This window comes from Camelimonas fluminis, from assembly GCF_014656355.1.
GTDB lineage: Bacteria > Pseudomonadota > Alphaproteobacteria > Rhizobiales > Beijerinckiaceae > Camelimonas > Camelimonas fluminis.
On record NZ_BNCG01000003.1, the window covers coordinates 367953 to 392985 of the forward strand.

The 25033-nt window shown below is 67.8% G+C and carries 21 protein-coding genes; 9 read left to right on the forward strand and 12 right to left on the reverse strand.

Annotated elements, in window-relative coordinates; translation table 11 throughout:
- Nucleotides 1–8: 8 nt before the first annotated feature.
- The 7 genes from IE243_RS06845 to IE243_RS06875 form a co-directional block, all read right to left on the reverse strand.
- A complete protein-coding gene (locus tag IE243_RS06845; protein WP_191318573.1) occupies nucleotides 9–1415 on the reverse strand; it encodes an MATE family efflux transporter in 1407 nt (468 codons plus the stop codon).
- Nucleotides 1416–1759: 344 nt separating this feature from the next.
- Entirely contained in the window at nucleotides 1760–2752 is a 993-nt protein-coding gene (locus tag IE243_RS06850; protein ID WP_191318574.1) for a DUF4167 domain-containing protein, read from the reverse strand.
- 592 nt (nucleotides 2753–3344) lie between these two features.
- Nucleotides 3345–4268 carry a peptide chain release factor N(5)-glutamine methyltransferase gene (prmC, locus tag IE243_RS06855; protein ID WP_191318575.1) on the reverse strand — a complete coding sequence of 308 codons (924 nt, stop codon included), beginning with the start codon at nucleotides 4266–4268 and terminating at the stop codon, nucleotides 3345–3347.
- Entirely contained in the window at nucleotides 4265–5353 is a 1089-nt protein-coding gene (prfA, locus tag IE243_RS06860; RefSeq protein WP_191318576.1) for a peptide chain release factor 1, read from the reverse strand. Before prfA ends, prmC begins: the two co-directional genes overlap by 4 nt.
- A 186-nt stretch (nucleotides 5354–5539) precedes the next feature.
- Nucleotides 5540–7807 carry a phosphoenolpyruvate--protein phosphotransferase gene (ptsP, locus tag IE243_RS06865; RefSeq protein ID WP_191318577.1) on the reverse strand — a complete coding sequence of 756 codons (2268 nt, stop codon included), beginning with the start codon at nucleotides 7805–7807 and terminating at the stop codon, nucleotides 5540–5542.
- Nucleotides 7808–8043: 236 nt separating this feature from the next.
- Nucleotides 8044–9231 (reverse strand): iron-containing alcohol dehydrogenase, encoded by a 1188-nt coding sequence (locus IE243_RS06870; protein ID WP_191318578.1) that lies wholly within the window; start codon nucleotides 9229–9231, stop codon nucleotides 8044–8046.
- Between the two features lie 352 nt (nucleotides 9232–9583).
- Complete coding sequence (locus IE243_RS06875) at nucleotides 9584–10507, reverse strand: methyltransferase domain-containing protein (protein WP_191318579.1); 924 nt, start codon at nucleotides 10505–10507, stop codon at nucleotides 9584–9586.
- A 156-nt stretch (nucleotides 10508–10663) separates the two neighbouring features.
- Between IE243_RS06875 and IE243_RS06880 the strand changes: the two genes are divergently transcribed.
- The 4 genes from IE243_RS06880 (at nucleotide 10664) to IE243_RS06895 (ending at nucleotide 13642) form a co-directional block, all read left to right on the forward strand.
- Nucleotides 10664–11455, forward strand: a complete 792-nt coding sequence (locus tag IE243_RS06880; protein ID WP_191318580.1) for a ComF family protein — start codon at nucleotides 10664–10666, stop codon at nucleotides 11453–11455.
- Nucleotides 11456–11555: 100 nt separating this feature from the next.
- Complete coding sequence (gene grxC / locus IE243_RS06885; RefSeq protein ID WP_191318671.1) at nucleotides 11556–11813, forward strand: glutaredoxin 3; 258 nt, start codon at nucleotides 11556–11558, stop codon at nucleotides 11811–11813.
- A gap of 379 nt (nucleotides 11814–12192) precedes the next feature.
- Complete coding sequence (locus IE243_RS06890; protein ID WP_244642920.1) at nucleotides 12193–12990, forward strand: carbon-nitrogen hydrolase family protein; 798 nt, start codon at nucleotides 12193–12195, stop codon at nucleotides 12988–12990.
- 157 nt (nucleotides 12991–13147) lie between these two features.
- Nucleotides 13148–13642: a DUF1178 family protein gene (locus IE243_RS06895; RefSeq protein WP_191318582.1), complete on the forward strand. Its 495-nt coding sequence runs from the start codon at nucleotides 13148–13150 to the stop codon at nucleotides 13640–13642.
- Nucleotides 13643–13651: 9 nt separating this feature from the next.
- Here IE243_RS06895 and IE243_RS06900 read toward each other — a convergent pair whose 3' ends face one another.
- Entirely contained in the window at nucleotides 13652–14059 is a 408-nt protein-coding gene (locus tag IE243_RS06900; RefSeq protein WP_191318583.1) for a hypothetical protein, read from the reverse strand.
- 44 nt (nucleotides 14060–14103) lie between these two features.
- Nucleotides 14104–14505 (reverse strand): nuclear transport factor 2 family protein, encoded by a 402-nt coding sequence (locus IE243_RS06905; protein WP_191318584.1) that lies wholly within the window; start codon nucleotides 14503–14505, stop codon nucleotides 14104–14106.
- A 240-nt stretch (nucleotides 14506–14745) separates the two neighbouring features.
- Between IE243_RS06905 and IE243_RS06910 the strand changes: the two genes are divergently transcribed.
- Together IE243_RS06910 and IE243_RS06915 are read left to right on the forward strand one after the other, a co-directional pair.
- Nucleotides 14746–15618, forward strand: coding sequence for an acyl-CoA thioesterase (locus IE243_RS06910; RefSeq protein WP_191318585.1), 873 nt, complete (start codon nucleotides 14746–14748; stop codon nucleotides 15616–15618).
- 83 nt (nucleotides 15619–15701) lie between these two features.
- Complete coding sequence (locus tag IE243_RS06915) at nucleotides 15702–16067, forward strand: VOC family protein (protein WP_191318586.1); 366 nt, start codon at nucleotides 15702–15704, stop codon at nucleotides 16065–16067.
- Nucleotides 16068–16309: 242 nt separating this feature from the next.
- Here the strand turns inward: IE243_RS06915 and IE243_RS06920 are convergent, their stop codons facing one another.
- Complete coding sequence (locus IE243_RS06920) at nucleotides 16310–17497, reverse strand: CaiB/BaiF CoA transferase family protein (protein ID WP_191318587.1); 1188 nt, start codon at nucleotides 17495–17497, stop codon at nucleotides 16310–16312.
- 511 nt (nucleotides 17498–18008) lie between these two features.
- On the opposite strand from IE243_RS06920, the gene clpB reads away from it, so the two are divergent.
- A complete protein-coding gene (clpB, locus tag IE243_RS06925; protein WP_191318588.1) occupies nucleotides 18009–20624 on the forward strand; it encodes an ATP-dependent chaperone ClpB in 2616 nt (871 codons plus the stop codon).
- A gap of 51 nt (nucleotides 20625–20675) precedes the next feature.
- On the opposite strand, the gene IE243_RS06930 is transcribed toward clpB, so the two are convergent.
- Nucleotides 20676–21467 (reverse strand): RluA family pseudouridine synthase, encoded by a 792-nt coding sequence (locus IE243_RS06930; protein WP_244642883.1) that lies wholly within the window; start codon nucleotides 21465–21467, stop codon nucleotides 20676–20678.
- Between the two features lie 202 nt (nucleotides 21468–21669).
- Here IE243_RS06930 and ftsY point away from each other — a divergent pair, with 202 nt between their 5' ends.
- Both ftsY and IE243_RS06940 read left to right on the forward strand, forming a co-directional pair.
- Nucleotides 21670–23091, forward strand: coding sequence for a signal recognition particle-docking protein FtsY (gene ftsY, locus IE243_RS06935; RefSeq protein WP_191318589.1), 1422 nt, complete (start codon nucleotides 21670–21672; stop codon nucleotides 23089–23091).
- 143 nt (nucleotides 23092–23234) lie between these two features.
- The gene (locus IE243_RS06940) at nucleotides 23235–23489 is read left to right on the forward strand and encodes a hypothetical protein (RefSeq protein ID WP_191318590.1); all 255 of its coding nucleotides are present in this window, start codon (nucleotides 23235–23237) and stop codon (nucleotides 23487–23489) included.
- Nucleotides 23490–24633: 1144 nt separating this feature from the next.
- Here IE243_RS06940 and IE243_RS06945 read toward each other — a convergent pair.
- Entirely contained in the window at nucleotides 24634–24849 is a 216-nt protein-coding gene (locus IE243_RS06945) for a hypothetical protein (RefSeq protein ID WP_191318591.1), read from the reverse strand.
- Nucleotides 24850–25033 lie beyond the last annotated feature (184 nt).

The following is a 25033-nucleotide window of genomic DNA, read 5'->3' on the forward strand; positions in this document are numbered from 1 at the left end:
GGCCTGGGTCAGCCCGCGCGGCGGAACGCCCGGATGGCCATGGCGACCATGGCGACCGAGAATACGAGGGAGGCGAGGGCGCTGGCGAGATAGACGCCCAGCACATCGCCCCACAGCGCCAGCGCCAGCCAGCCGCCGCCGATGGCGATGACAAAGCGGACAATGGACAGGATGAATGGCCGGCGGATGTCGCCAAGACCCTGGCAGGCGAAGTAGGCGGCGAGGCCTGCGCCGAGGATCGGAAAGATCGGCGTCAGGCAATGGAGGTACAACTCGCCGTAACGGGAGACTGCCGGATCGGAGGTGAAATGCGCCATCCAGCCCTGGGCGTTCCACGAAACGAGGCTGAACGCCAGGCCGATGCCGGCGGCGATGGTCATGCCGGCCCAGGCCGTGTGGCGGGCGCGGACAGGGTTGCGGGCGCCGACCGCCGTGGCGACCATGGCGATGACCGCTGAGCCAAAGGCGAAGGTAATGGGCGCCTGCAGCAGGTCGAGACGGGCGGCCGCGCCGTAGCCAGCGATGGCGGCGTTGCCAAAGCGGCCAACCATGCCGGTGACGAGGAACAGCGCCATCTGGAACAGCAGCGCCGAGATGGCGGCCAGCAGGCCGACGCTCATGATGTCGCGGACGTGCGGCCAGTCAAAGCGGATGGCGCGCAGGCGCAGCCGCGCCAGCGCCCTGGGCGACGTCAGATAGGCGCCGATCATCAGCGAGCCCACGGCGTAAGCGGAGAGGAATGCGACGCCTGCCCCCGCCACGCCCAACTGGGGAAATGGTCCCCACCCCATGATGAGCGTCGGCGACAGGATCAGGTGCGCCGCCTCGCCAACGACAATCGCCATCGCCGGCGCCAGCATGTTGCCGGAGCCACGGCAGACATTGGCGAAAATGTTCTGCAGCCAGATCAGCACGCAGCCGCTGAAGCCGACGATGCTGTAGATGACGGCGGCCTCCAGGGCGGCGCCGCTGAGGCCCATGGCCCGGTAGAGCGCCGGTCCCCCCGCCAGCGCCAGCGCGGTGAACAGGGCGGCTCCCGCCAGCGCCAGCGCCACGGACACGCCGGCAAGCCGTTGGGCGTTATCGATATGGCCGGCGCCGAGAGCCCGGCCCACAGCGGATGACACGCCAGCGCCGACGCCGGCCGCCGTCATGGTCTGCATGATGATAAGCAGGGGGAACACCACGGACACGCCGGCCAGCGCTTCCGGGCCCAGCCAGGAGACGAAATAAGCGTCCGCGACAATGAAGGTGACGCGGGCGATGGCTTCGCCGACATTGGGAGCGGCGAGCACCAGCAGGCGCCCGAACACGGGACCTTCCAGCAACCAGCGGGTCCGCGGCGACAGGCTGGCGTGGTCAGCCGCCTGTGGGACTGCCGGATCCTGATCGTCAAGGGTGGCGGTGATGGACATGGCGTTTCCCCGATCATTCCCCTGGCCTGGTGAAGGGCCGGAGCCGTGGCTTGGCTCGGTCTCTCTCTGAATTGACGCGCTTCGTTCACGCGAACCGGCGTTCGCCCCGCTGGAAAGCATTCTGGCAAATGGCTCGCCAATCAGGCCACGGGGAACAATCAGCGTCCATTACGCCTCAGGTCATGGCGATGCGCGCTGGCTGCATGAACCCGGCAGAAGCTGGTCTCGCGCGCACCGTCATCCACCCTGGGGGCCGGCCTCGCCTGCGGGTGGGGTGCCGCGCGCACAAAAAAACCGGGCGACAGATGTCGCCCGGTTTTCAAAAAGCTCGATAACAGGAACGGTCAGCCGGCGGCTGACTGTTCGATGTCGGCCGGATCGGCGGCTTCACCGGCGCGCGCGCGGCCACGGCGGCGGCGGGCGCGAACGGGGAAGCGCTCGCCCGTCTCATCAACCCCGGCGTCCTCCTGCGGCGCCGCGTCCGCGGACAGGTCCGCGCTGCTTTCAGCGACCGGCTCTGGCTGGGCCTCGACGGGAGCTGAAGCTGGCGCGGCGCGCAACGGCGTGGTCAGGAAAGCCGGCAGACCTGCTGCGGCGTCCGCTTCATCCACCGGCGTCTCAACGTCGCGGGCCGGGGCGGCCTCGCGGTCACGCCGGAAACGTTCGCGCCTGCCGCGCGGCTCGCGCTCGCCAGCCTGGCGGAATTCGCCGCTCTCATTAGCGTTGACGCGCGGCTGGCGTTCGCCGCGCGCGGCGCGCTCCTGCCGCTCCGGGCGGTCTGACCGCTCCTGCCGCTCCGAACGATCCTGGCGGTCTGGCCGCTCCTGACGCTCCGACCGGTCCTGACGCTCCGAACGATCCTGGCGCTCATAACGTTCGCCGCGCTGGGGGCGCTCGAAACGCTCCTGCCGCTCGCGATAGCCAGAAGAGGCGCCCTGACCGGGCTGCGGCGCGCCGACGGGATAAGCTTCGTCGCCAGGCGCGACCTGCGGCGGGCGCTGGGTCGCCGGGGCGTCCATGCCGTACTCTTCATCGATCTCGCCGTCGTCAGCGTCGTCGAAGGAGCGGGGCAGGGCGCCATAGGCCTGCTGGAACTGCGCCTGAGCCGCAGCGATAATACGGAAGTAGTGCTCCGCGTGCTGCAGATAGTTTTCGGAAGCGACAGGATCGCCAGTGACCTGCGCGTCGCGGGCCAGTTGCGCATACTTCTCGGCGATATGCTGGGCCGTGCCCCTGATCTTCACATCCGGTCCATTGGACTCGTAGCTGCGCGTCAGGGGGTTTGGGCCCTTGCGGTTACTCCGTCCCCGCACGCGCCTGTTCTGACCTGGTCTCATCTGTCTCTCATGTGAAGCCATTGTCTTGCACTACTTTCCGCTCCGCGCCGGCTTCGCGCGCTGGACGGCCGGGATCTTCATCCACAGCGAGCTACAGGCCGCTTCTCTCCGGAGAAGCCGATAACCCTGGCTCAGGTGATCAACTGATGACGGCGTGCATCCGGCGGCCGGGCAGTCCCTGAAACGCGGCCGGTTGCTTAACCCGCCGTCGCTCCAGACAGACGCCAGACCAGGTTCCTTGTCCACCTGGTGCATTCCTGTCCGCGAACTGGTTTCTCTCGCGTGCAAATGCTCTGGTCTGCGGATGCTTCCGTAATCGTCCATCGGCCGTTGTCAGAGCACAACCGATCCAGTTCCACCACATGGCGACCAGACCAAACTCCAACCATCTGAATCCTGGGACCTTTCCGACGGTCAGGCGTCTGCCTGACAGGAAAGGGCGCTGGATCGGCGCGGCCGATCGACGCACCCATAAGGCGGCTTCTCCCTTCGAAGCGCCAGATTACGGGCTCAAATCACGTCGTATGGCTGGCACATTACCTGTTTCGCGCGCCATCGCCAAGCAGAAATTCAGGACCACCGTCCTCGCCCTTCACGGCCTGACGCCTGAAACCACCCGCATTACCCCCGCCAGATCCGCCGCAACCTGCGTCGCCGCGAAACCGGCGACGCGCATCAACGCCGCGACATCAGCGGCCTGGCCAGCGCCCACCTCGAACGCCGCGACGCCGCCGGGCCGGAGCAGTCGCATCGCCTGCGGCGCCAGCAGCCGGTAGGGCGCGAGCCCGTCAGGGCCGCCGTCGAGCGCCAGAACCGGATCGTGCAGGCGCACCCCTGCGTCGAGGCCGGCGAGCGCATGGCTTTCGATATAAGGCGGGTTGGAGACGACCAGGTCGAACAGGCCCGTCGCAATGGCCTCTGTCCAGTCCCCGGCCATGAAGCCGCTACGCTCGCCCACGCCGTTGGCCAGGGCATTGTCGCGGGCGATCGCCGCCGCCCCGGGAGCCAGATCGACGCCGACGCCAAAGGCGCCCGGCAATTCGCTGAGCAGGGCGATCAGTATGCAGCCCGTCCCGGTCCCAAGATCCAGGATCTGCAACGGGTTGCCAGCCTTTTGCAGGTCCAGGCGGGCGAGCGCCGTCTCCACGAGGGTTTCCGTGTCCGGGCGCGGTTCGAGCGTGTCCGGACCTAGGCGGAACTCCATGCCCCAGAACGCCCGCCGCCCCAGCACCCGCCCCGGTGGTTCTCCAGCCAGGCAACGTTCCGCCGCGGCGCGCAGCAGCGCCCGCTCATCGCCGGACAACGGGGCCTCAGGCCTGGCGATGATCTGGACCAGATCGAGGCCCAGCACGCCAGCGAACAGGATGCGGGCCATGCGGGGACCTTCGCCGGCGTCGGGTCCGGCCAAAGCCTTGCCCAGCGCGGCAAGCGTGGCGCTCCGCCCGGCTCCGGCCGGCAAGGCGTCGAACGGCGCCAGCCGCGCGTCAGGCTGGCCTCCGTCTGGCGCGCCGGTCATGCCTCGCCGTCCGAGGCCAGCAATTCGGCCTGGCGGGCGGCGGTCAGGGCGTCAACCAGTTCGTCGAGGGCGGCGCCGGCGATCACTTCGTCGAGCTTGTAGAGGGTCAGGCCGATGCGATGATCGGTCACACGTCCCTGCGGGAAATTGTAGGTGCGGATCCGCTCCGAGCGGTCGCCGGACCCCACCTGGGAGCGCCGGTCGGCGGCGCGCTCGGCGTCCTTGCGACCGCGCTCGGCGTCGTGCAGCCGGGCGCGCAGCAGGCTCATGGCTTTCGCCCGGTTGCGGTGCTGCGAGCGCTCTTCCTGCACATGCACCACCGTGCCGGTGGGAACGTGGGTGATGCGAATGGCGGACTCGGTTTTGTTGACGTGCTGGCCGCCGGCGCCCCCCGCCCGCATGGTCTCAATGCGCAGGTCGCCCTCGTCGATGTCCACGTCGACGTCTTCCGCCTCCGGCAGCACCGCCACCGTCGCCGCTGACGTGTGGATGCGTCCGGAGCTTTCCGTCGCCGGCACCCGCTGCACCCGGTGCACGCCCGATTCGAACTTCAGCCGGGCGAAGACGCCAGCGCCGCGCACCTCGGCGATGATTTCCTTGAAGCCGCCAACCGCGCCTTCGCTCACCGAGAGCGGCTCCACCGTCCACCCCTTCATGGCGGCGTAGCGGCTGTACATGCCGAACAGGTCGCCGGCGAACAGCGAGGCTTCGTCGCCGCCGGTTCCGGCGCGAATTTCCAGAATGGCCGATTTCTCGTCCGCCTCGTCGCGCGGCAGCAACATCAGCCGCACCTCGTGAGACAGCTGCTCCAACGCTGCCGCCGCTCCGGTGATTTCGTCCTGGGCCAGCGCCTTCAGGTCGGCGTCGGAGGCAGGATCATCAAGCACGCTCTGGAGACCGGCGAGATTGTCGCGGGCCGCCTGCCAGGCGGCGATGGCTGCGGCGACCGGCTCAAGCGTCGCCAGCTCGCGCGAGGCGCGCGCGAAAGTGGCGCCGTCCGGTCCCTCAGCCAGGATGGCGTTCAACTGGGCGTGGCGCGCGAGAATCGCGTCCAGCCGGTCCTCGGGAGGCCTGAATCCGTTCATGCCTTCGCAATGGCAGAAAGCGCGGCGGGTGAAAAGCCGCGAGAGCGTTTTCCAGCAAGGCGGAGGCGACCTTGCCTTGAGAAAACGCGACTCGTCAGGGCGATGGAACGGGACCCCGCTTCAGCATGGCCGGTTTTTCGCCGGATGCGGGAGGCGCGCCGGCGAATCGCGCATGCATCCAGCGGCTTAAACCGGGATGCAATTGGCTTCGGCAAAGGCTTCCAGCCGCGGCCGCAACGTCTCCAGCTGGCCGTCGCAGCGCAGGACCTCGTCGAGGAAGGCCGTGAGCGGGCCCACCTCCAGCGCCAGCAGCATGGCCTTGACCGGTCCCACCGCAGCCGGCGGCATCGACAGGGCGCGGAAACCAAGGCCGATGAGGGTCATGGCTTCCAGCGGTCGTCCCGACATTTCTCCACACACCGTCGCCACGCAATCGTGCCGGGCGGCGGTGTGGGCGATGTGCCGCAGGGCGCGCAGCGCCGCCGGACCCAGCGGATCGAAACGTCCGGCCACATGACGGTTCTCGCGATCCGCCGCGAACAGGAACTGCATCAGGTCGTTGGAGCCCACCGAGATGAAATCGGCCTCGGCGCAGATCTCGTCGAGCTGGAACAGCAGCGACGGCACCTCGACCATGACGCCCAGCTTCACTTCCGCCGGGTCCGCATGGCCGTGCCGGTTCAGATAGGCCCGCTCGCGCGCCACCAGGGCGCGGGCGCGCAGGAACTCGTCGATGGTCGCCACCATCGGGAACATGACGCGCAGGGAGCGCCCGGCGGCGGCGCGCAGCAGGGCGCGCATCTGCGCCCGCAGCAGCGCCGGCCGGTCGAGGGCGATGCGGATGGCGCGCCAGCCGAGGGCGGGATTTTCCTCCTCGACGCGCTCCATGTAGGGCAGCACCTTGTCGCCGCCGATGTCGAGCGTGCGGAAGGTCACCGGGGCTTCCCCGGCGCCCTGCAGCACCTGCTCGTAAAGCAATTGCTGCTCGGTGGTCGACGGCAGCTTTTCCGCCACCATGAACTGCAGCTCGGTGCGGAACAACCCGACGCCCGCGGCGCCGGATTCGGCCAGATGCGGCATGTCGACCAGCAGGCCGGCGTTAATGTTCAGCCTGACGTTGACCCCATCCTTCGAGGTGGACGGCAATTTGCGCAGCCGCTTGTATTTGGCCTGGGCGCGGGCGCGCAGCCGCGCCTTTTCCGCATAGGCCGCCTCCACATTTGGCTGCGGGCGAATCTGCACTTCACCGGCGACGCCGTCGACGATGATGGCGTCCCCGGCTTCCACGAGCGAGACGATGTTGTCGATTTCGCTGACCGCCGGAATGCCCAGCGCCCGGGCGACGATGGCGATGTGGCTGGTCTTGCCGCCTTCTTCCAGCACCAGGCCGCGCAGGCGGGAGCGATCATAGTCGAGCAGGGCCGCCGGCCCCATGGAGCGCGCCACCAGAATGGCGTTGTCCGGCAGTTCCTCGCGCGCGGCGGTGAAATTGGCCCCGGAAAGTTCATGCAGCAGGCGGTTGGCCAGCTCATCCAGGTCGTGCAGGCGCTCGCGCAGATAGGGGTCGGTCTGGCGCAGGATGCGGGCGCGCGTGTCGGACTGCACGCGCTCGACCGCGCCTTCCGCCGTCAGGCCGGTGTGAATGGCCTCGCGAATCCGCCGCAGCCAGCCCTGGTCATTGGCGAACATCCGCACGGTTTCGAGCACGTCGCGGTGTTCGCCGCTGTGGGCGACGTCGCCGCGCGCCAGCAGATTGTCGATGCGCTCCCGCAAGCTGGTGATGGCGCCGTCGATGCGCGCCAGCTCGCCGGCGACGTCGTCGGCGATCAGCTTCTGCACCACCACGCGCGGTTCGTGCAGCACCACATAGCCGAGGCCAATGCCTTCCGACAGGGAAGCGCCGCGCTGCGCCAGCGAGCGACGGATGGCGATGTCCTGGCCGGGCTCCACCAGGGTTTGCAGATCGCCCGAGGCCACCATCTCGGCGATGACCATGGTGGTGGTCTGCAGCGCCTCGATCTCTTCCTCGGTGTAGATGCGGTAGGCGCGGTTCTGCACCACCAGCACGCCGAGGGTGTTGCCGGCGCGCAGGATCGGCACGCCGAGGAACGAGTGATAGATTTCTTCGCCGGTCTCGGGCCTGTAGGAGAACGCCTCGTGGCTCTGGGCGTCTGAGAGGGCCAGCGGTTCAGCGCTCGAGGCGATCAGGCCGACGAGGCCCTCATCGGAATTGATGATGGTGCGGTGCACGGCCTCGCGCTTGAGGCCTTCGGTCGCATAGAGCTCCAGGTTGCCGTCGGCGCGCAGCACGTAGACTGAGCAGACCTCGGCCACCATGTTGCTGGCGATCAGGACAACGATGCGGTCGAGCTTCTCCTGGGCGCTGACTGTCTCCGCCATCACCTCGCGGAGACGACGCAGGAGCACGCGTGGGCCGCCAAGAGCGCCTCGCATCAGCAAGCACCTCGCTCAGCCGGATTTCCGGCACGTTCCGCCACCGGGGACCAGTCGCGCGGAGTGGACGAAAGACAGCGTTGTTCGCCGCCCGTTCTGATAGTGTTCTATAAGGGAGTCGCAACCATTCCCGCAAGTCGCGCGCCTTGTGGCTTTTGCTTTTGACGCATGGGTCTTTGGTCGAACGGAACGCCAGGCTCGCGCTTGCGCATGCCTGATCCAGGGCGCGCCGGCCGCTACCAGGCCGCCTCGTAAATCGCCAGCGCGTCGGCTTCCGAAACGGGGCGCGGATTGTTGACCAGCAGACGGGTCTGCTTCATGGCGTCGCGCGCCAACTCGGGCAGGACGTCCCTGGAAGCGGCGCGCGCGACCTCGCGCAGGCGCGTGGGCAGGCCGATTTCAGCAGTCAGGTGGGCCAGCGCGTCGGCCAGCGCCAGGCCGCGCCTGGAGGCTGGCGTTCCGGCCAGGAACGGAAACAGCGCCGGCGCGACCTCGGCATAGGCGCCGCCATCGGTCCCACAGTTGAAGCGCAACACATGCGGCAGCACCAGCGCGTTCGACAGGCCATGCGCCACATGAAAGTGCGCCCCGACCGGATAGGCCAGCGCGTGCACGGCGGCCACGGGTGAATTGGCGAAAGCCTGGCCAGCCAGCATGGCGCCGAGCATCATCTGGCTGCGCGCCTCCGGGTGGGTGCCTTCGCGCACGGCCGAGCGGACGCCATCGCCGAGCAGACGCAACGCTTCGCGGGCCAGCAGTCGCGACAGCGGATTGTTGTTGGGACTGAGCGATTCGTGCGCCTCAATGGCGTGAACCATGGCGTCGACGCCAGTCGCGGCGGTGACGTGGTGCGGCAGTCCGTAGGTCAACTCTGGATCAAGCAGCGCCACGTCAGGCAGCAGCAATGGCGACACCACGCCCTGCTTTTCGCGGGCGCTGGTGGTGACCACCGCCACCGGGGTTACCTCCGAGCCGGTGCCGGCGGTGGTCGGAACCAGCATCAGCGGCAACCGCGGCCCGACAGCCCTGCCGACGCCATAGATGTCGCCCAGCGCCGCGCCGGTCCGCGCCAGCAACGCCACCAGCTTGGCCGTATCCATGGGTGAGCCGCCGCCGAAACCAATCACCGCCGTCGCCCGCATGGCCTGCGCCTGCGCGATGGCGGCCTGCACCACCGCTTCCGGCGGATCGGCGACGACGCCGTCGAACACTTCAGCCGTGAGGCCTGCGGCGCGCAGGGACCGCAACGCCGGATCCAGCAGATGCGCGGCGATGACGCCCTGGTCCGTCACCACCAGTATCCGGGCGCGGGCGTCGCCCGAAACTGCTCCGCCAAGCCGTTGCAGCGCCAGTTCGCCAATGCGCTCCGAAACGCCTGCCCCGAATACAATGGAATGCGCGGTGTCGAAGGTGAACGGCTTCATGACGACAGCTCCCGGCATGCAGGAGCATTCATGGCCCTGCAACCGAATGGCGCAGATCCCGTCGCTCCGGCGTCATCTGTCGGAGCATCCAGGCGGCCGGGCGTCACGCCCCGGCCAGGACAGGCTCCGCTTCGCTGGAGACGCAGTGCGCGGACCCAAAATCCCCAGGCGCGAACGGCTCTGACAGCGCCCGGCAAGCCTGGCCCCAATTCGTTCCGATGTCATCTGTCCGGCGCATCATTTTCCCGCAAGGCGGGCTGTTTCCGTGCGGCGCGGCGATGCCCTGTCCCACCAGGGCCGCCAGGAGGCTCATGCAAGAACCCCATGAGTTCCGACACATTGGGCTTTGGCGTCAGCCCGTGCGATCAGGAACCGGCGCCATGGCGGCGGCGTCCACTTTCAGGGCGTCGATGAGGCGGGCCTTGGCGGAGCCGGGCCGCAGCGGTTTCTGCTGGCTCTCATGCGGCGCCCACCCCGACATCCACACCAGCTCAAAGGTGGCACGCACCCGCCCGTCCGGATCGGCGAAACGCTGCAGATACACCTCGGCCATGCGCATCAGCGTGTCGCGGCGCAGGGGTTTGCGCAGGCGGTCGACCAGGGCGTTGCCAGCGCCCATGGCGCGCAGGTCGGCCGCGAGGCGCAAGGGGTGGCCGTAGCGCACCGTCAGGCTTTCCAGGTCGGCGACGGGTAAAGCGAAGCCGGCGCGTTGCAGCAGGGCGCCCATGTCGCGCACGTCGGCGAAGGGGGCCACGCGCGGGCTGACGCCGCCAGTGGTCTCGGCCTCAGCCTGGGTGAATGCCTGGCGCAGTTCGGTGAGGGTGGCGCCGCCAGGCAGGCAGCCGATGAACAGGCCGTCCGGCTTCAGCGTCCGGCGAATCTGCGCCATGGCCCCGGGCAGATCGTTGACGCCCTGCAACGACAACACGCCGACGATCAGGTCGAAGGATTCCGGCGCGAACGGCAACGCCTCCTCATCAACCACCACGTCGCCGCCGAGCCCCTGACCGATGGGCGCGCGCACCACCCGCGCCACGCCGCGCTGGCGCAACACGTCGCGCACCTGTTCGCCTGGCCCGCCAAGATCGAGGGCGCAGGAAAAGTCGCGCTTGATCGCTGACAGGCGCAGGTCGAGGTCTTCAGCCACCCGGTCGACCAGAAAATCCGCCAGCCCGGCCCTGGCGGCGCGCTCGAGATAATGGCGCGCCAGCGGGCGGTCGAAAACCAGCGGCGCGGCGGAGGCGGCGTGACCCTGGGGTGTATCTGGCGCGGACATGCGGCTTTCCTGTTCCGGGCTTCCGGCTTCGGCGACTTCTGGCGATCGCGGCCGGGGATGGCGCGAAATCCGCTTCATCCGGCGCGACGGCGCCATCTATGATGCCGCCTTATATGGCGTGTGGCCGGGCCACGGTCAAAGTGGGGAGTTGTCGGCATGACGGATATTCCGGAAGACGCCGCCCAACGCAGTCCGCCGGCCTGGCGGCGGCTGCCAGCCCTGCTCGCCGGCGTCCGCCGCGCCGCCCTCGATGCGCTCTATCCGCCCATCTGCCTGCATTGCAGCCAGGCCGTCAGCGCGCCGCAGGCCTTGTGTCCGGTCTGTTGGCGCAGCCTCGGCTTCATCACCCGTCCCTGCTGTGAGCGCCTCGGCGCGCCCTTCGCCGTTGATCCCGGCGCCGGAACGACGTCGCCCGCGGCGATCGCCGATCCGCCGCCATGGGGCAGGGCCCGGGCGGCGGTGCGTTATGACGGCGTGGCGCGTGATCTGGTGCATGCCATGAAATTTGGCGATCGCCCTGACATCGCCCGTCTGCTGGGACGGATGATGGCGACCGCCGGCGCCGAGTTGCTGGCGGACGCGGAGCTGGTCACGCCGACGCCGCTGCACCGGACGCGCCTGTGGAGCCGGCGCTTCAACCAGGCGGCGGCGCTGGCGGAAACGGTGAGCCGGCATGGCGGGCGGCCGATGGCCCCGGATATCTTGCGCCGCGTTCGCCGCACCGCGCCGCAGGTTGGGCTGACGCGCACGGCGCGGGCCAGCAACCTGCGCGGCGCTTTCGCCGTGGCGTCCGGCGCCCGCGCCCGGATCGCGGGCAAACGGGTGTTGCTGGTCGACGATGTGATGACCTCCGGCGCCACCGCCGCCGCGGCGACGCGGGCGCTGCTGAAGGCTGGCGCGGCGCAGGTCGATGTGCTCACCTTCGCTCTCGTGGTCCGCGCCCGGTAGCCATCGCCGAATGGACGGGTGACGGAGACGGCGCGTCGGGCCATATATTTATCGAACAGTTCTCATGACGGTCCTCATGACAGGTCTTCTGGAGTTTCCGGTGCAGCGCATAACCATTTACACCAAATCCACCTGCCCCTATTGCCACGCAGCCAGGCAGTTGCTGAACGCCAAGGGGGCGGCGTTTGAGGAAATCGACATCCTGCAGCACCCGGAGCAGCGGGCGACGATGATCGACCGGGCTGGCGGGCGCACCACCGTGCCGCAGATCTTTATCGGCGGGCAGCATGTGGGCGGCAGCGATGACCTGCATGCGCTTGACGCCGCCGGCAAGCTCGACGCCCTGCTCAATGGCTGAGAGCCCGCCCGGGCATTCAGCGGATTGGCCTGTCCGGTGTGTCCGGCGGGCCCCGCAGGGACGGGATCCTGGCGCCGGCAAGCCGGGACGCTCCATGGCAGGGCGAATCGCCTGCAATGAATGGGCTGGAGCCGGGCCTGGCTCCGGCGGCCTTTCGGGCGCCATGACGCCCGGTACAACAGGGGGGAGCAAAGCGCCGTTCGACCGGGCTTTGCCCTGACGGCGCTGCGCCGGGGAGGGAGTCGCCATGACCGAGGAAGCAGGGCCTGTCACCGCATCCGGGCCGCAGGATGCGCCTTCGCCGGCGACCGGCGCGACGCGGGGGCCTGACCTGCGCGGAACGCCGCCGACCACGCCGCTGACCGTCGCTTGCGTGCAGATGCGCTCCAGCCGCGATCCGGCCGAGAACCGCGAAACCGCGATCCGCCTGATCGGCGAGGCGGCGGACGCCGGCGCGACCTATATCCAGACCCCGGAAATGACGGGCCTGGTCGAGCGCTCGCGCACCGATCTGATGGAAAAGATCCATAGCCAGGATGAGGATCCGCTGATCCCGGCCGTCCAGGATCTGGCGCGGCGGCGCGGCCTCACCATCCACATCGGCTCGCTGGCGCTCCGCGCCGGCGACAAGATCGCCAATCGCGCCATTGTCATCGGCGCCAGCGGCGACATTCTCGCCACCTACGACAAGATCCACCTGTTTGACGTCGATCTGCCCAATGGTGAGAGCTGGCGCGAATCGCGCGCCTACACCGGCGGCGACGTGGCCCCGCTGGTGAGCACGCCGGCCGGCCGCGTTGGCGTCACCATTTGTTACGATCTGCGCTTTCCCTATCTGTATCGCGCTCTTGCCGAAGCCGGCGCCGATGTCCTCACCGCGCCCGCGTGCTTCACCCGCCAGACCGGCGAGGCGCACTGGCAGGTCCTGCAACGGGCCCGGGCCATCGAGAACGGCGCCTTCGTCATTTCGGCGGCCCAGGGCGGCCTGCACGAGGATGGCCGTGAAACGTACGGCCATTCGATCATCGTCGACCCGTGGGGCGTGGTGCTGGCGGAGGCCGGCGACGCGCCCGGCGTCATTCTGGCCAGCATCGATCTGGCGGCGGTGGCGACGGCGCGCCAGCGCATTCCGGCGCTGCAGCACACCCGGCCATTTTCCGTGCGCCGGGTCGGCTGAACCGCTGGGTGGAAAAGCCCGGCGAGAGCGCTTATCTGACGCACGTATGACATGATCCACGGTGGCCCGGCGCAGTGGCTCCCCGGGGATGTTGTCGCAATCAGCATTCAGGCTGGCGCCGTCAGCCGGCAAACACAGGCGAGAGGTCGCCGCGCGGATGATCCGTTACACATTGGCCTGCGATCAGGGGCACGAATTCGAAAGCTGGTTTGCCGACAGCCAGGCCTATGACGCCCAGGCGGCGGCTGGTTTCGTCTCATGTCCGCAATGCGGTTCGCTGAAGGTCGGGAAGACCGTCATGGCCCCGGCGCTGGCCCGCTCCGCCGTGCATGACCGCTCCGTTGCCACTGAAGCTCCGCCAGTTCCCGCCGGACCGGCGCAACAGGCGCAACAGGCGGCGTCCCTTCCCGACGCCATGAGCGACGAAGCCGCCCGGCGGGTGCGGGCGGTGATGCGCGCCGTGCGCCACTACGTGGTGCAGAACACTGTCGATGTGGGGGCGCAGTTTCCCGACGAGGCGCGGCGCATCCATTCAGGCGAAGCCGAGGCGCGGGCCATTCGCGGCGAAGCGCGCCCGGAAGAGGTCCGGGCGCTGCTGGAGGAGGGCGTCGACATCATGCCGCTGCCCTCCCTTCCTGATGATCTGAACTGACCGGCGGCCTCACGCCGCGGGCGCCGCAATGGCCTGCCGCCGCAGGCAGCCATATTGCAGCGCGGCCAGCGCGGCGACCCACACGGCCTGGGCGAGAACAAACGCAACCCCCAGGGCGTTGGGCGTCACCCAGCCGGCGACGATGATCGCGACGGATTCAACCGCCCACAGAGCGTTGCAGACGATGACCGCCACGACCGCCGCCCTGGGAGGCCGGGCGCCGCGGGCCAGCAGCCCGACGGCGCCGCCGAAGACAATCAGGAATGCGCCGGCATAGCGCAGCAACGGTTCTGGCAGGGCGAGCAGCGACGCGAGGTAGCCGCCGCCGATCGCCATCAGCGCGCCCGCGCCAAGGCAGGTCACGGCGTCAAGGATGAGAAGGTTGCGCAGCATGGGGCTGGTCTGAAAACGGGTCATGACTGGACTCCCTGGTTGGTGTGTTGCTCTGGGCGGCGGATGCATCAGCCGGCGGGCGGCGGATCGCCGGGCTTCTGGTCGATGAAGCCGGTGACGGCGCTGAACCGGCCGCCGTTGACGCGGGCGAAGTCGGTTCCGGCGGCGATGGAAGGACCACCCTCCGGCCCCAGCGACCAGGAGAAACGCACGCAGTCGCCGGTGGCTTCGGGTTCGCCGCGCAGGCTGAATGACAAGCCGGCAAACTGTTGCTGCGCTGCGCCGACCATGCCGGAGATGCCGTCAGGGCCTTCGCCGGCCATCACCGGATCGAGATAGGCCGCGCCGCTGGTGAACAGCGCGCCGGCAAGAACGCTCCGCCGGGTGGCGTCGGCCTCGTTCCACAGGGCGATATACTGCGTCGCGAGACGGCGGGCGGCGTCCGCAGGGACATGGGCTTGCTGTTGCATGGCGTATCCTTTCGCGTTGATCCTGAAGTGGACCGTGACGCCATGATGCGCGGCCACCTGAGCCCTGGCGATTACGCGCGAGGTAACGGCGGCGATTTCGCCATCGCGCACATCCCGCCAGCGGCGGGCTGGACCGTGGCGACGCGACCATGCACATTGCCGGCAACGCGATAACGGGCGGCTGCTTCGCCTGAAAATATCCGGCGGCTCCGGACAGCCTGTCGGGGGAGGGTCAATCAAATGGGGCTGGCGCAGGATGGCGATGCCGGAGGCAATGGCGACGGGGCGTTGCATCCGCTGGATGAGGCGACGCGCCTGACCTGGACGGGCGACGGCTTCACCGGTCTGATGACCCGCGCCTACTGGAATTTCGCCGGTCCCTATGGCGGGCTGACCGCAGCCCTGCTGATGCGGGCGCTGTTGCAGCACCCGGAGCGGCGCGGCGATCCCATCGCCCTGACAGTGAATTATTGCGCCACCATTGCTGAAGGCCCGTTGCGCATCAGCCTGAGAGCGGCCCGCACCAACAGATCGACCCAGCATTGGTTTCTGGAGCTTTCCCAGGGCGACGACGCGCCGGCCATCACCGCCACGGCCATTTGCAGCGCCCGCCCTGAAACCTGGAGCCACCGCCCGGCCCAGCCGCCGCAACTGCCGCCAGAGGCGGAGCTGGTGCGTTTTCCATGGGAGAAATCACCCTGCGCCTGGATGGCGCGCTATGACGTGCGGCTTGACCGCTATACGCCGCTGGCGTCGCAACCCCTGGCGGAGCCGGTCGCCGGCGCCCAGACCGGTCTGATGCGCGACGAGCCGCCAAGGCCGCTCGACTTCGTCTCGCTGGCGGCTTTCGCCGACTGTTTCTTCGCGCGGGTGTTCGTGGCGCGCGGCGCGCTGATGCCGGTGGGCACCATTTCCATGACGACCTGGTTCCACGCGACCGCCGACGCCCTGGCGCGGCAGGGCGAGGCGCCCCTGATCGGCCACGCCGATACGCGGGTCTACAACCACGGCTATCATGACCAGTCGGCTGAGTTGTGGAGCGGGGATGGAACCTTGCTGGCCACCAGCCATCAGCTTGTCTATTTCCGCGATCCGCCTGTACATCCCGCTTGACGGCGGGGTGCAAACAGGGCGCCATGCACGACAAGGTCTGGACGGAACGAATGTCCGGAATTCAGACTCATCGGGAGGAACATATGCTTGGCTACATGACCCTCGGCTCCAACAACCTGGACGCCGCCGGCAAGTTTTATGATGCGATTGCCGCTGACCTTGGCGCCAAGCGCACCGTCAACAACGACCGCATGATTGGCTGGGGCCGCAAGGGCGCCGCCGGAATCATGATTTGCAAGCCCTATGACGGCAAGGCGGCGACCGTGGGCAATGGCGTGATGCCGGCGCTCGCCGCGCCAGACCGCGCCGCCGTGGACAAGGCCTACCAGACGGCCCTGGCCAATGGTGCCACCGACGAGGGCGCCCCTGGCGAGCGCATGCCAACCTTCTACGGCGCCTATTTCCGTGATCCGGAAGGCAACAAGGTCTGCGTGTTCCACATGGGCTGAGCAGAACCGGGCTGACGCATTGTCGCGTGGCTTCGCAGAAAATTGCGCACATGATCTGGCCGGTCTTCCCGGCCAGTTTTTTGTCTGAAACTCACGGGTGCATTTGGGGGAAAAGTGGCCCCGGTTTCGTGAGGGAGGAGGGCCAGAGCCTCTTCCAGCGACGCGGAGGCCACCGCGCTGGAACTGGCGCATCAATCCAGGGCGGTGGAACGAAATCCCGTTAACAGGAACGGGCCTTCGCCCTAAATGGCCCGGGCGTCGCGCAGGCGCGCAATTTCCGCGTCATCAACCCCGATGCTGCGCAGGATCTGGTCGGTGTGTTCGCCGTTCAGGGGCGCCCGGGAACGGATCTCGCCCGGGGTGCGCGACAGAACCATGGGCGGCTGTGGCAGCAGCGCGGCCTGATCCATGCCGGGGAAGTCGACCGGCTGCAGATAGCCGGTTTCCAGCAGGTGCTGGTCGTCGAGCACTTCCTGGGGCGTCAGCACCGGCGCGGCGGGTATCCGCGCCTGCGCCAGCGCGGTGATCGCTTCGTCCGTGGTGCGCTCCGCCAGCCAGGCGCCCAGCCGGGCGCTGATCAACTCGGCGTTCTCACCGCGCACGAGATCATTGGCGAATTTCGGATCGTTGAGCCAGTAGTCCTCGTCGCCCATCAGCTTCACCCAGCGTTTGTAGATGGGCTGCCCGGTCACGGCGACGAGCACGTGTCCGTCCCTGGTCGGCAGGATGTCGGAGGGCGCGGAGGTCTGTCCGCGGTTGCCCGTCGGCGTCCGGTTGATCTGGATGGCGGCCTGCTCGATGAGCGTTGAGCCCATCATGTTGACGGCCGTGCGCAACAGGGCGCCCTCGACGATCTGTCCCTTGCCGGTGCGCGCCCGGTCCATCAGCGCGATCAGCGCGCCGAAGGCCATGCCGAAGGCGGTGCCGAAATCCACGTAAGGCGCGGCGGCCCGCACCGGCTGGCCGGGCTGGCCTGTCATGTAGGCGGCGCCCGACATGGCCTGGCCGATGGAATCGAAGCCAACGCGATCACGATAGGGACCGACGGCGCCGAAGGCCGAGGCGGTGACGAGGATGATGTCCGGCTTCACCGCCGTGAGACTGTCGTAGTCCAGTTTCATGGCCCGGAGCGTCTCGGGCGGCAGGTTGGCGATGACGATATCGGCGGAGGAGACCAGTTTGCGGACGACGGCGGCCCCGTCCTCGCTCATGGGGTCAAGGGTCATGCCGCGCTTGTTGCGGTTCATCTGCATGAACATGCCGCCGGCCCCGGACTCGCAGATCGGCGCGATGTAACGGTCTTCGCCGCCCTCGCGCTTCTCGATGCGGATGACGTCGGCGCCAAAATCCGCCAGCAGCGCGGCGCAGTAGGGGCCGGCGATGAAGCGGCCAAAATCCAGCACGCGGACGCCGGACAGCACCTGCGACATGACTTTCCTCCCAATATGTTACGGGTCTTCGCCCTTGGGTGGCAGTCTAGGGGAGCATCGGCCGGAGTGGAATTGAATTTCGCCCGGACGCGTGAGGGCCGGAAGGCAATGTTCCTTGCCCGCGCCGGAGCGCGCGATCGTGAAACGGCGCTTCCCCGCCGCCATGCACGGCGCTGAAACCTGTGCATTCCATGGGCTTGCGCCCATCCCGGGCCTGGCAATGTCCGTTAGCGCCGCCCACATTCCTTGCCGGGCCAGCATCCAGTCTGGCGCATTGCCGGCGTTTTCTGGATGACGCTGACGCATGCGGATCGGGTCGGGCGCCGGAAGCCCGGAGAAACAGGACTTTCGGGCGGATAAAAAAAACTTGTTCCCTCTGGTGTTGCCAGCCAGCAACACCCAGATAGGGTCTGTGCCGGCGCTTGGCGCCAGCAACGTATTCCGGCGGTCGCCTCCCGAGGGGCCGCCATTGCGGATCGCCCCATATGCGGGGATCCGAAAGGAGATGCGCATGAACATTGATAAATACACTGACCGCTCGAAGGGTTTCCTTCAGTCGGCGCAGGGGTTGGCCCTGCGCGAGAACCATCAGCAATTCACGCCCGAGCATCTGTTGAAGGTGCTGCTTGATGATCCGGAAGGGCTTGCCGCCGGCCTCATCGATCGCGCTGGCGGCAATTCACGTCTGGCCCTGCAGCAGACCGAGCAGGCGCTGGCCCGCCTGCCGAAGGTGCAGGGCGGCAGCGGCCAGGTGTACCTCTCGCCGGCGCTGGCCCGCGTCTTCGAGGCTGCCGAGAAGGCCGCCGACAAGGCGGGCGACAGCTTCGTGACGGTTGAGCGGCTGCTGCTGGCGCTGGCCATCGAGAAGGACAGCGAGGCCGGCAAGGCGCTGGCGGCCGCTGGCGTCACCGCCCAAGGGCTCAACGCCGCCATCGAGGCGCTGCGCAAGGGGCGTACGGCTGATTCCGCTTCGGCGGAGCAGGCCTATGACGCCCTGAAAAAATACGCCCGCAACCTCACCCAGGCGGCCCGCGAGGGCAAGATCGACCCGGTGATCGGCCGCGACGAGGAAATCCGCCGCACCATCCAGGTGCTGTCGCGGCGCACCAAGAACAATCCGGTGCTCATCGGCGAGCCTGGCGTCGGCAAGACCGCCATCGTCGAAGGCCTGGCGCGGCGCATCGTTGACGGCGACGTGCCGGAGAGCCTGCGTGACAAGCAGTTGCTGGCCCTGGACATGGGATCGCTGATCGCCGGCGCGAAATATCGCGGCGAGTTCGAGGAGCGGCTGAAGAGCGTGCTGGAGGAGGTGCAGTCCGCCGAAGGCAACATCATCCTGTTCATCGACGAGATGCACACGCTGGTGGGCGCGGGCAAGACCGACGGGGCCATGGACGCCTCCAACCTGCTGAAGCCGGCCCTGGCGCGCGGCGAGCTGCACTGCGTTGGCGCCACCACGCTCGACGAGTACCGCAAGCATGTGGAGAAGGATCCGGCGCTGGCGCGGCGTTTCCAGCCTGTGTTCGTTTCCGAGCCGACGGTCGAGGACACCATCTCGATCCTGCGCGGCCTGAAGGAGCGCTATGAGCAGCACCATGGCGTGCGCATCCAGGACGCGTCCCTGGTCGCCGCCGCCACGCTGTCGAACCGCTACATCACTGACCGCTTCCTGCCGGACAAGGCCATCGACCTGATCGACGAGGCCGCCGCCCGCCTGCGCATGCAGGTGGACAGCAAGCCGGAGGAGCTGGACTCGATCGACCGCGAGATCGTTCGCCTGAAGATCGAAGCCGAGGCGTTGAAGAAGGAGAGCGACGCCGGTTCGAAGGACCGTCTGGCCCGGCTGGAAAAGGAGCTGGCCGACCTTGAGGAGCAGTCGTCCGCCCTGACCGCGAAATGGCAGGCGGAGAAGGACAAGCTTGGCAAGGCCGCCGACCTGAAGCGCAAGCTTGACGAGGCGCGCAACGAACTGGCCATCGCCCAGCGGCGCGGTGAGTACCAGCGCGCCGGCGAGCTGACCTACAGTGTCATTCCTGGCCTGGAAAAGGAGCTGGCCGACACGGAGAGCAGCGGCAAGGACGTGGTGCAGGAGGCCGTGACGCCCGACAACATCGCCCAGGTGGTGTCGCGCTGGACCGGCGTGCCCGTCGACCGGATGCTGGAGGGTGAGCGCGACAAGCTGCTGCGCATGGAGGAGGCGCTGGCGAAGCGCGTCGTCGGCCAGCACGAAGCGGTGGTCGCGGTGTCGACGGCGGTGCGGCGCGCCCGCGCCGGTCTCCAGGACCCGAACCGGCCGATCGGCTCGTTCATGTTCCTTGGCCCGACGGGCGTCGGCAAGACCGAGCTGACCAAGGCATTGGCGTCGTTCATGTTTGACGACGAGAACGCCATGGTGCGCCTCGACATGTCCGAGTACATGGAGAAGCACTCGGTGTCGCGGCTGATCGGCGCGCCTCCCGGCTATGTGGGTTATGAGGAAGGTGGTTCGCTGACCGAAGCCGTGCGGCGCCGGCCCTACCAGGTGGTGCTGTTCGACGAGGTGGAGAAGGCGCACCCGGACGTGTTCAACGTGCTGCTGCAGGTGCTCGACGACGGCCGTCTCACCGACGGTCAGGGTCGCACCGTCGACTTCCGCAACACGCTGATCATCATGACCTCGAACCTGGGGGCCGAATATCTGGTCAACCAGAAGGATGGCGAGGATTCGGATGCGGTGCGCGACGAGGTGATGGCGGTGGTGCGCAGCCACTTCAGGCCCGAATTCCTCAACCGCATCGACGAGATCATCCTGTTCCACAGGCTGAAGCGCGACCAGATGGGGGCGATCGTCGACATCCAGCTGAAGCGCCTGTCGCGGCTGCTGGAGGAGCGCAAGATCACGCTCGATGTCAGCGACGAGGCGCGCGACTGGCTGGCTGGGCGCGGCTACGATCCTGCCTATGGCGCCCGTCCGTTGAAGCGGGTGGTGCAAAAGAACGTCCAGGACCCGCTGGCGGAGCTGATCCTGGCTGGCAAGGTGAAGGACGGCGACGCGGTTTCGGTGAACGCCGGGCCGCTTGGCCTGACAGTTGGCGACATGGCGGTTGGCCCGGAGGCCGCCCGCCCAGCCGGCGCCGCCCTCAACTGAGGCGGGGTCACATCGCGTACGAACGCCGGGCCGCTCGCCCGGCGTTCTGTTTTATGAGGCTTCCGCTTCGTCCGAAACGGCCGGCTGGTCGTCAACGAAACCGCAGGCCGCCAGTTGCGCCAGCATGTGGGGCGGCGGCGGCGCGACGACGGTAATGGGCGGCCGGCTGGCATGGAGCGGAATGGTCACGGACCGGGCGTGCAGATGCAGGCCGGGGCCGCCATGGCGCGGCGCGGAGCCGTAAACGGCGTCGCCGAGGATCGGCCAGCCCATGGCGGCGCAGTGCACGCGCAACTGGTGGGTGCGGCCGGTGACGGGCGCCAGTTCCACCAGGGCGCGCGGCGCACCGTCATCGGTCGTTGCGCCGAGCAGGCGCCAGCGGGTGAGCGATGGCAGCCCGGCCGGATCGACCTTCATCCACCAGCCGCGATCCGGATCGCGCTTGCCCAGCGGCAGGTCGATTTCGCCGCTCGCCGCTTCAGGATGGCCCTCCACCACCGCCAGATAGGTCTTGTCGATGTCGCCCGCCTTGAACATGCGGCCGAGCTTGTCCAGCGCCTTGCGGTGGCGGCCGAGCACCAGGCAGCCAGAGGTGTCGCGATCAAGCCGGTGAGCGAGGGCGGGGATGCGTGGCAGGCCGAAGCGCAGCACGTCGAAGGCGCTTTCCAGATCCGGCGCATTTTTCCAGTCAGCCGCGGCCGGCCCGCGATGCACCGGCACGCCGAACGGTTTGTTGATGACCAGCATCAGCCCATCGCGATACAGCACCCGCCCGGCCATGTCGGCGCGCAGTTCATCGAGGGTTGGTGGGGAGGGCGCTTCGGCGTGGGGCATGGTCGTCATCGGGTCCGATCGTTCGCTTCGCTGTAAAGCGGCGCGGCAGGCGGCGCAAATTTTGCAGTGGCGGCCCATATTCCGCCAGCTTGCGGTTGCCATCGCGGCGGCGGTGGTTAAGACCATAGACAGGCGGCGCAAGCATGCATGCACGCATGATTGCATGCACGCGGACAGACGACGGCGGTTGCCGGCGATCATCGGGAATGACATGAGCGACAACGACAGGAAGGGCTTCTTTTCGCGACTGTTTGGCGGCAAGAAAAACGCCAGCGAAGCGGAGAAGCCTGCCGGGACGCCCGAAAAGCCCGATCAGGACACGGCGACGCCGGACGCCGGGCCGGCTGCGAAGCCGGATGACGTTGCTGCGCCCGCGCCTGTACCCGAAGCGCCGGTTGCCGAAGCAACGCCGGCGCCGGTATCCGCATCCGGGACGCCGCCCGCGCCCGCTCCTGTCGCGCCCGCTCCTGTCGCGCCCGCTCCCGTTGCGCCCGCTCCTGTCGCTCCAGTAATCGCGCCGGAGCCGCCGTCGGCTTCCGCGCCGCCTGTCCCGCAAGCCTCCGTCACGACGTCGCCGGATGCGCCAGCCACGCCGCTACAGCCGTCTCCGGCGCCCGATCCTGCCCCTGCGTCCGGTCCTGCCCCGGCGCCCGCTCCTGCCGCGACTCCCGTCGCTGTCGTTGCGCCCCAGCCGGTCCAGCCGGTCAAACAAAGCTGGTGGCAGCGGCTGAAGGGCGGGCTTTCCCGCACCTCATCCTCGATCGGGACTGGCATCACCGATCTGTTCGTGCGTCGCAAGCTTGACGCGGCGGCGCTGGAGGATCTGGAAGACATCCTGATCCAGGCCGACCTTGGCGTCGACACGACGGACCGCATCATCAAGGCGGTCAGCGCCGGCCGTTACGACAAGGAGATCTCCGCCGACGAAGTGAAGCAGGTTCTGGCGCGTGAGGTGGAGACGACGCTGACGCCGGTGGCGCAGCCGCTGATCATCGATGCAAGCCACAAGCCTTTCGTCATCCTGATGATCGGCGTCAACGGCGCCGGCAAAACCACCACTATCGGCAAACTGGCGCAAAAATTCCGCGCCGAGGGCCGTTCGGTGATGCTGGCGGCGGGCGACACCTTTCGCGCGGCGGCCATCGAGCAGCTCAAGGTCTGGGGCGAGCGCACCGGCGCGACGGTGGTCGCGCGCCCGCAGGGATCGGACGCGGCGGGCCTCGCCTTCGACGCCCTGAAAGAGGCAAAGGAACGCGGCGTCGACGTGTTGATGATTGACACCGCCGGCCGCCTGCAAAACAAGGCCGGCCTGATGGCCGAGCTGGAGAAAATCGTTCGCGTGGTGAAAAAGTTCGACGCCGGCGCGCCGCATGCGGCGTTACTGGTGCTGGACGCCACCACCGGCCAGAACGCGGTCAATCAGGTCGAGATTTTCGCCAGGACTGCCGGCGTCACCGGCCTGGTGATGACCAAGCTTGACGGCACGGCGCGCGGCGGCATCCTGGTGTCGATCGCGGCGAAATCGGGCCTGCCGGTGCATTTCATCGGAGTTGGCGAAAGCGTTGACGATCTGGAGCCGTTCTCCGCCCGGGATTTCGCCCGGGCCATCGCCGGGTTGCCAGAAGAGCATTGAGGTTTTTGACGCGCCGCGCGTGTCACGCGGCGCGCGTCATTGGCAAGTCGCGCTGGACAATGCAGGCGCCGGGCCGGTCTGACCGGCTGGTCGCGGGCCAGTTTCGTCAGGCGCCGTGATCAGCGCGCACCTGTGTAACCGCCATGGCGGGAGAGAAGCATGCGCGTCCTGTTACAGGCGGCTGTGCACTGGGCGATGTCGCCTTGCTGTCGGTGCACGACAAGTTTCCGGATGCAGGTGCGGAGGCAGGAGCGATGGTCGAGGTCGTCGGGGCTGGCGGCGTCAACCGGGGCGGCGACGACGAATGGCAGGATCAGGACGAGTTTCTTCAGCATGTGGCGCCCGAAAAAATTGATATGCCAACAGGTGGCCGGCGAGGCGTGACCATCCCGGCATGATTGCGCGAGGCGTCGCCGCCCCGCGCGTGGCCGTGTGGGAGCGGGCCGGTTCAGGAGCCAGGCCGGCAGATGGACGCGCGCATCCCGGTCGCGGGAGTCGCCGGCTGCGGAAGGCTTCGCCATTGGCGCCAGCCCTCCGGGCGACGCAACTCATGGCGGCGCTCTCCTGATGTCGAAAGGCTGACAGGATCCAGGTCCTCAAGGCAGCCGTCCATGCAGTCCAGGTAGTCGTCCCCCCAGTAGTGGTCGCAACGCTGTTCACAGACCAGTTGGAAGCGGCTCGCGCCGGCGGAGCCCGCGCAGACCAGCGACGCGGTGAGCAGAAGGGTGATCCGCGCCGCCCAGCGCGACGTTCCTGCTTGCATCAGGCTCGTGGCGTTTCGCCCTCCCGGCTGCTGGCGCAGATTAGCGGGCTGCATTCGCTCGTCGCCGCCGGGAAGGCGACGGTGCAGATCCGGTAGCAGAGCGGTGGCGGATTGGCTTCATCGGCGCGGCCAAACGAAGTGGATGCGGCGAACCCGACCGCCGCCAAAATAAATATAAGATTAAATCTGCAAAACATTTTCTGTCCAATACAGTTCTTCATGATTTCAGATGTAATTCGCAAATTATTATGTGAATTGTCGTGATTGCTTCAATCCGGACCGCCCAGACGCTGGATTGTGGTGCGGCCGGTCTCTGAAGTCCGCGCCGGAGTTTCCCCTGACCCCGGGTTGTGATGCGTCGTGATCGGAGTCGGGCGGTGGGCTGAAGAAAACGCGTCTGACGTTGGCGCTCCCCTCCGATCGCGCGGCCTGATGCCTGCACAGTCTGATGCAATGCGCCAGGAGGCGGGATTGCGTTTTCATGCAAAGTTTCCGGCAGTTCCTGTTGATTTGTGCTTCGGTCCGGGCGTCCGCTTGCGCCGCCACGAACGGCAGACCAGACAGCAGCCCGGACAGGGCGCCAACGACACAGGTTCTCGCGATAAAGCCGGACGCGATGTTCCGGCCCCGGGTTCCGGCGCAAAATCCGTTCGCGCAGAAACCGGCTTTTGTCCGGATCGCCTGGTTTGAGGCGGTTCTCACGCTGCTGGCGCGCGCGCCTTTGCGCGAAGTCGTCGCCGCATTGCCGGAAGGCGCCCTTGCCGCGCAGGGAGGCCAGATCACGGCTGGGCGCCGCTGGTCTTCGACTGGGCAAGCAGATGGTCGACGATGCACAGCTTGAGGCAATGGCCGAGCTGCAGGGGGTGATCGACCAGGCAAATGGCCCAACATCTGTCAGCGTCGCTGTCGGTCAGGGCGCTGATGGCCGGGGTGGCCATCAGCAGGGCGCTTGCGACAATCGCGGAGGCGCGGGGCGACGAATAGGATGTGGTCATGGGAGGTTCTCCCTGATGGCGGCCTTGCGCGGCAAGGCGTCTGCTAGGGATCATCCCGGTTATGGTGGCGCCAACATATCCACAACTGGGGATTGTGTTCGCCGTGGCCGTTCCTGACGGAGAGCGGACAAGGATTTCCTTGCGATCACAATTCTGGCGCCGGTTCTGTGGTCCGTAACCTGCA

Coding starts and splice junctions, on each gene's coding strand:
- IE243_RS06845 (WP_191318573.1), bottom strand. CDS start 1,415: ATGTCCATCACCGCCACCCTTGACGATCAGGATCCGGCAGTCCCACAG.
- IE243_RS06850 (WP_191318574.1), bottom strand. CDS start 2,752: ATGAGACCAGGTCAGAACAGGCGCGTGCGGGGACGGAGTAACCGCAAG.
- prmC (WP_191318575.1), bottom strand. CDS start 4,268: ATGACCGGCGCGCCAGACGGAGGCCAGCCTGACGCGCGGCTGGCGCCG.
- prfA (WP_191318576.1), bottom strand. CDS start 5,353: ATGAACGGATTCAGGCCTCCCGAGGACCGGCTGGACGCGATTCTCGCG.
- ptsP (WP_191318577.1), bottom strand. CDS start 7,807: ATGCGAGGCGCTCTTGGCGGCCCACGCGTGCTCCTGCGTCGTCTCCGC.
- IE243_RS06870 (WP_191318578.1), bottom strand. CDS start 9,231: ATGAAGCCGTTCACCTTCGACACCGCGCATTCCATTGTATTCGGGGCA.
- IE243_RS06875 (WP_191318579.1), bottom strand. CDS start 10,507: ATGTCCGCGCCAGATACACCCCAGGGTCACGCCGCCTCCGCCGCGCCG.
- IE243_RS06880 (WP_191318580.1), top strand. CDS start 10,664: ATGACGGATATTCCGGAAGACGCCGCCCAACGCAGTCCGCCGGCCTGG.
- IE243_RS06890 (WP_244642920.1), top strand. CDS start 12,193: ATGCGCTCCAGCCGCGATCCGGCCGAGAACCGCGAAACCGCGATCCGC.
- IE243_RS06895 (WP_191318582.1), top strand. CDS start 13,148: ATGATCCGTTACACATTGGCCTGCGATCAGGGGCACGAATTCGAAAGC.
- IE243_RS06900 (WP_191318583.1), bottom strand. CDS start 14,059: ATGACCCGTTTTCAGACCAGCCCCATGCTGCGCAACCTTCTCATCCTT.
- IE243_RS06905 (WP_191318584.1), bottom strand. CDS start 14,505: ATGCAACAGCAAGCCCATGTCCCTGCGGACGCCGCCCGCCGTCTCGCG.
- IE243_RS06910 (WP_191318585.1), top strand. CDS start 14,746: ATGGGGCTGGCGCAGGATGGCGATGCCGGAGGCAATGGCGACGGGGCG.
- IE243_RS06915 (WP_191318586.1), top strand. CDS start 15,702: ATGCTTGGCTACATGACCCTCGGCTCCAACAACCTGGACGCCGCCGGC.
- IE243_RS06920 (WP_191318587.1), bottom strand. CDS start 17,497: ATGTCGCAGGTGCTGTCCGGCGTCCGCGTGCTGGATTTTGGCCGCTTC.
- clpB (WP_191318588.1), top strand. CDS start 18,009: ATGAACATTGATAAATACACTGACCGCTCGAAGGGTTTCCTTCAGTCG.
- IE243_RS06930 (WP_244642883.1), bottom strand. CDS start 21,467: ATGACGACCATGCCCCACGCCGAAGCGCCCTCCCCACCAACCCTCGAT.
- ftsY (WP_191318589.1), top strand. CDS start 21,670: ATGAGCGACAACGACAGGAAGGGCTTCTTTTCGCGACTGTTTGGCGGC.
- IE243_RS06940 (WP_191318590.1), top strand. CDS start 23,235: ATGGCGGGAGAGAAGCATGCGCGTCCTGTTACAGGCGGCTGTGCACTG.
- IE243_RS06945 (WP_191318591.1), bottom strand. CDS start 24,849: ATGACCACATCCTATTCGTCGCCCCGCGCCTCCGCGATTGTCGCAAGC.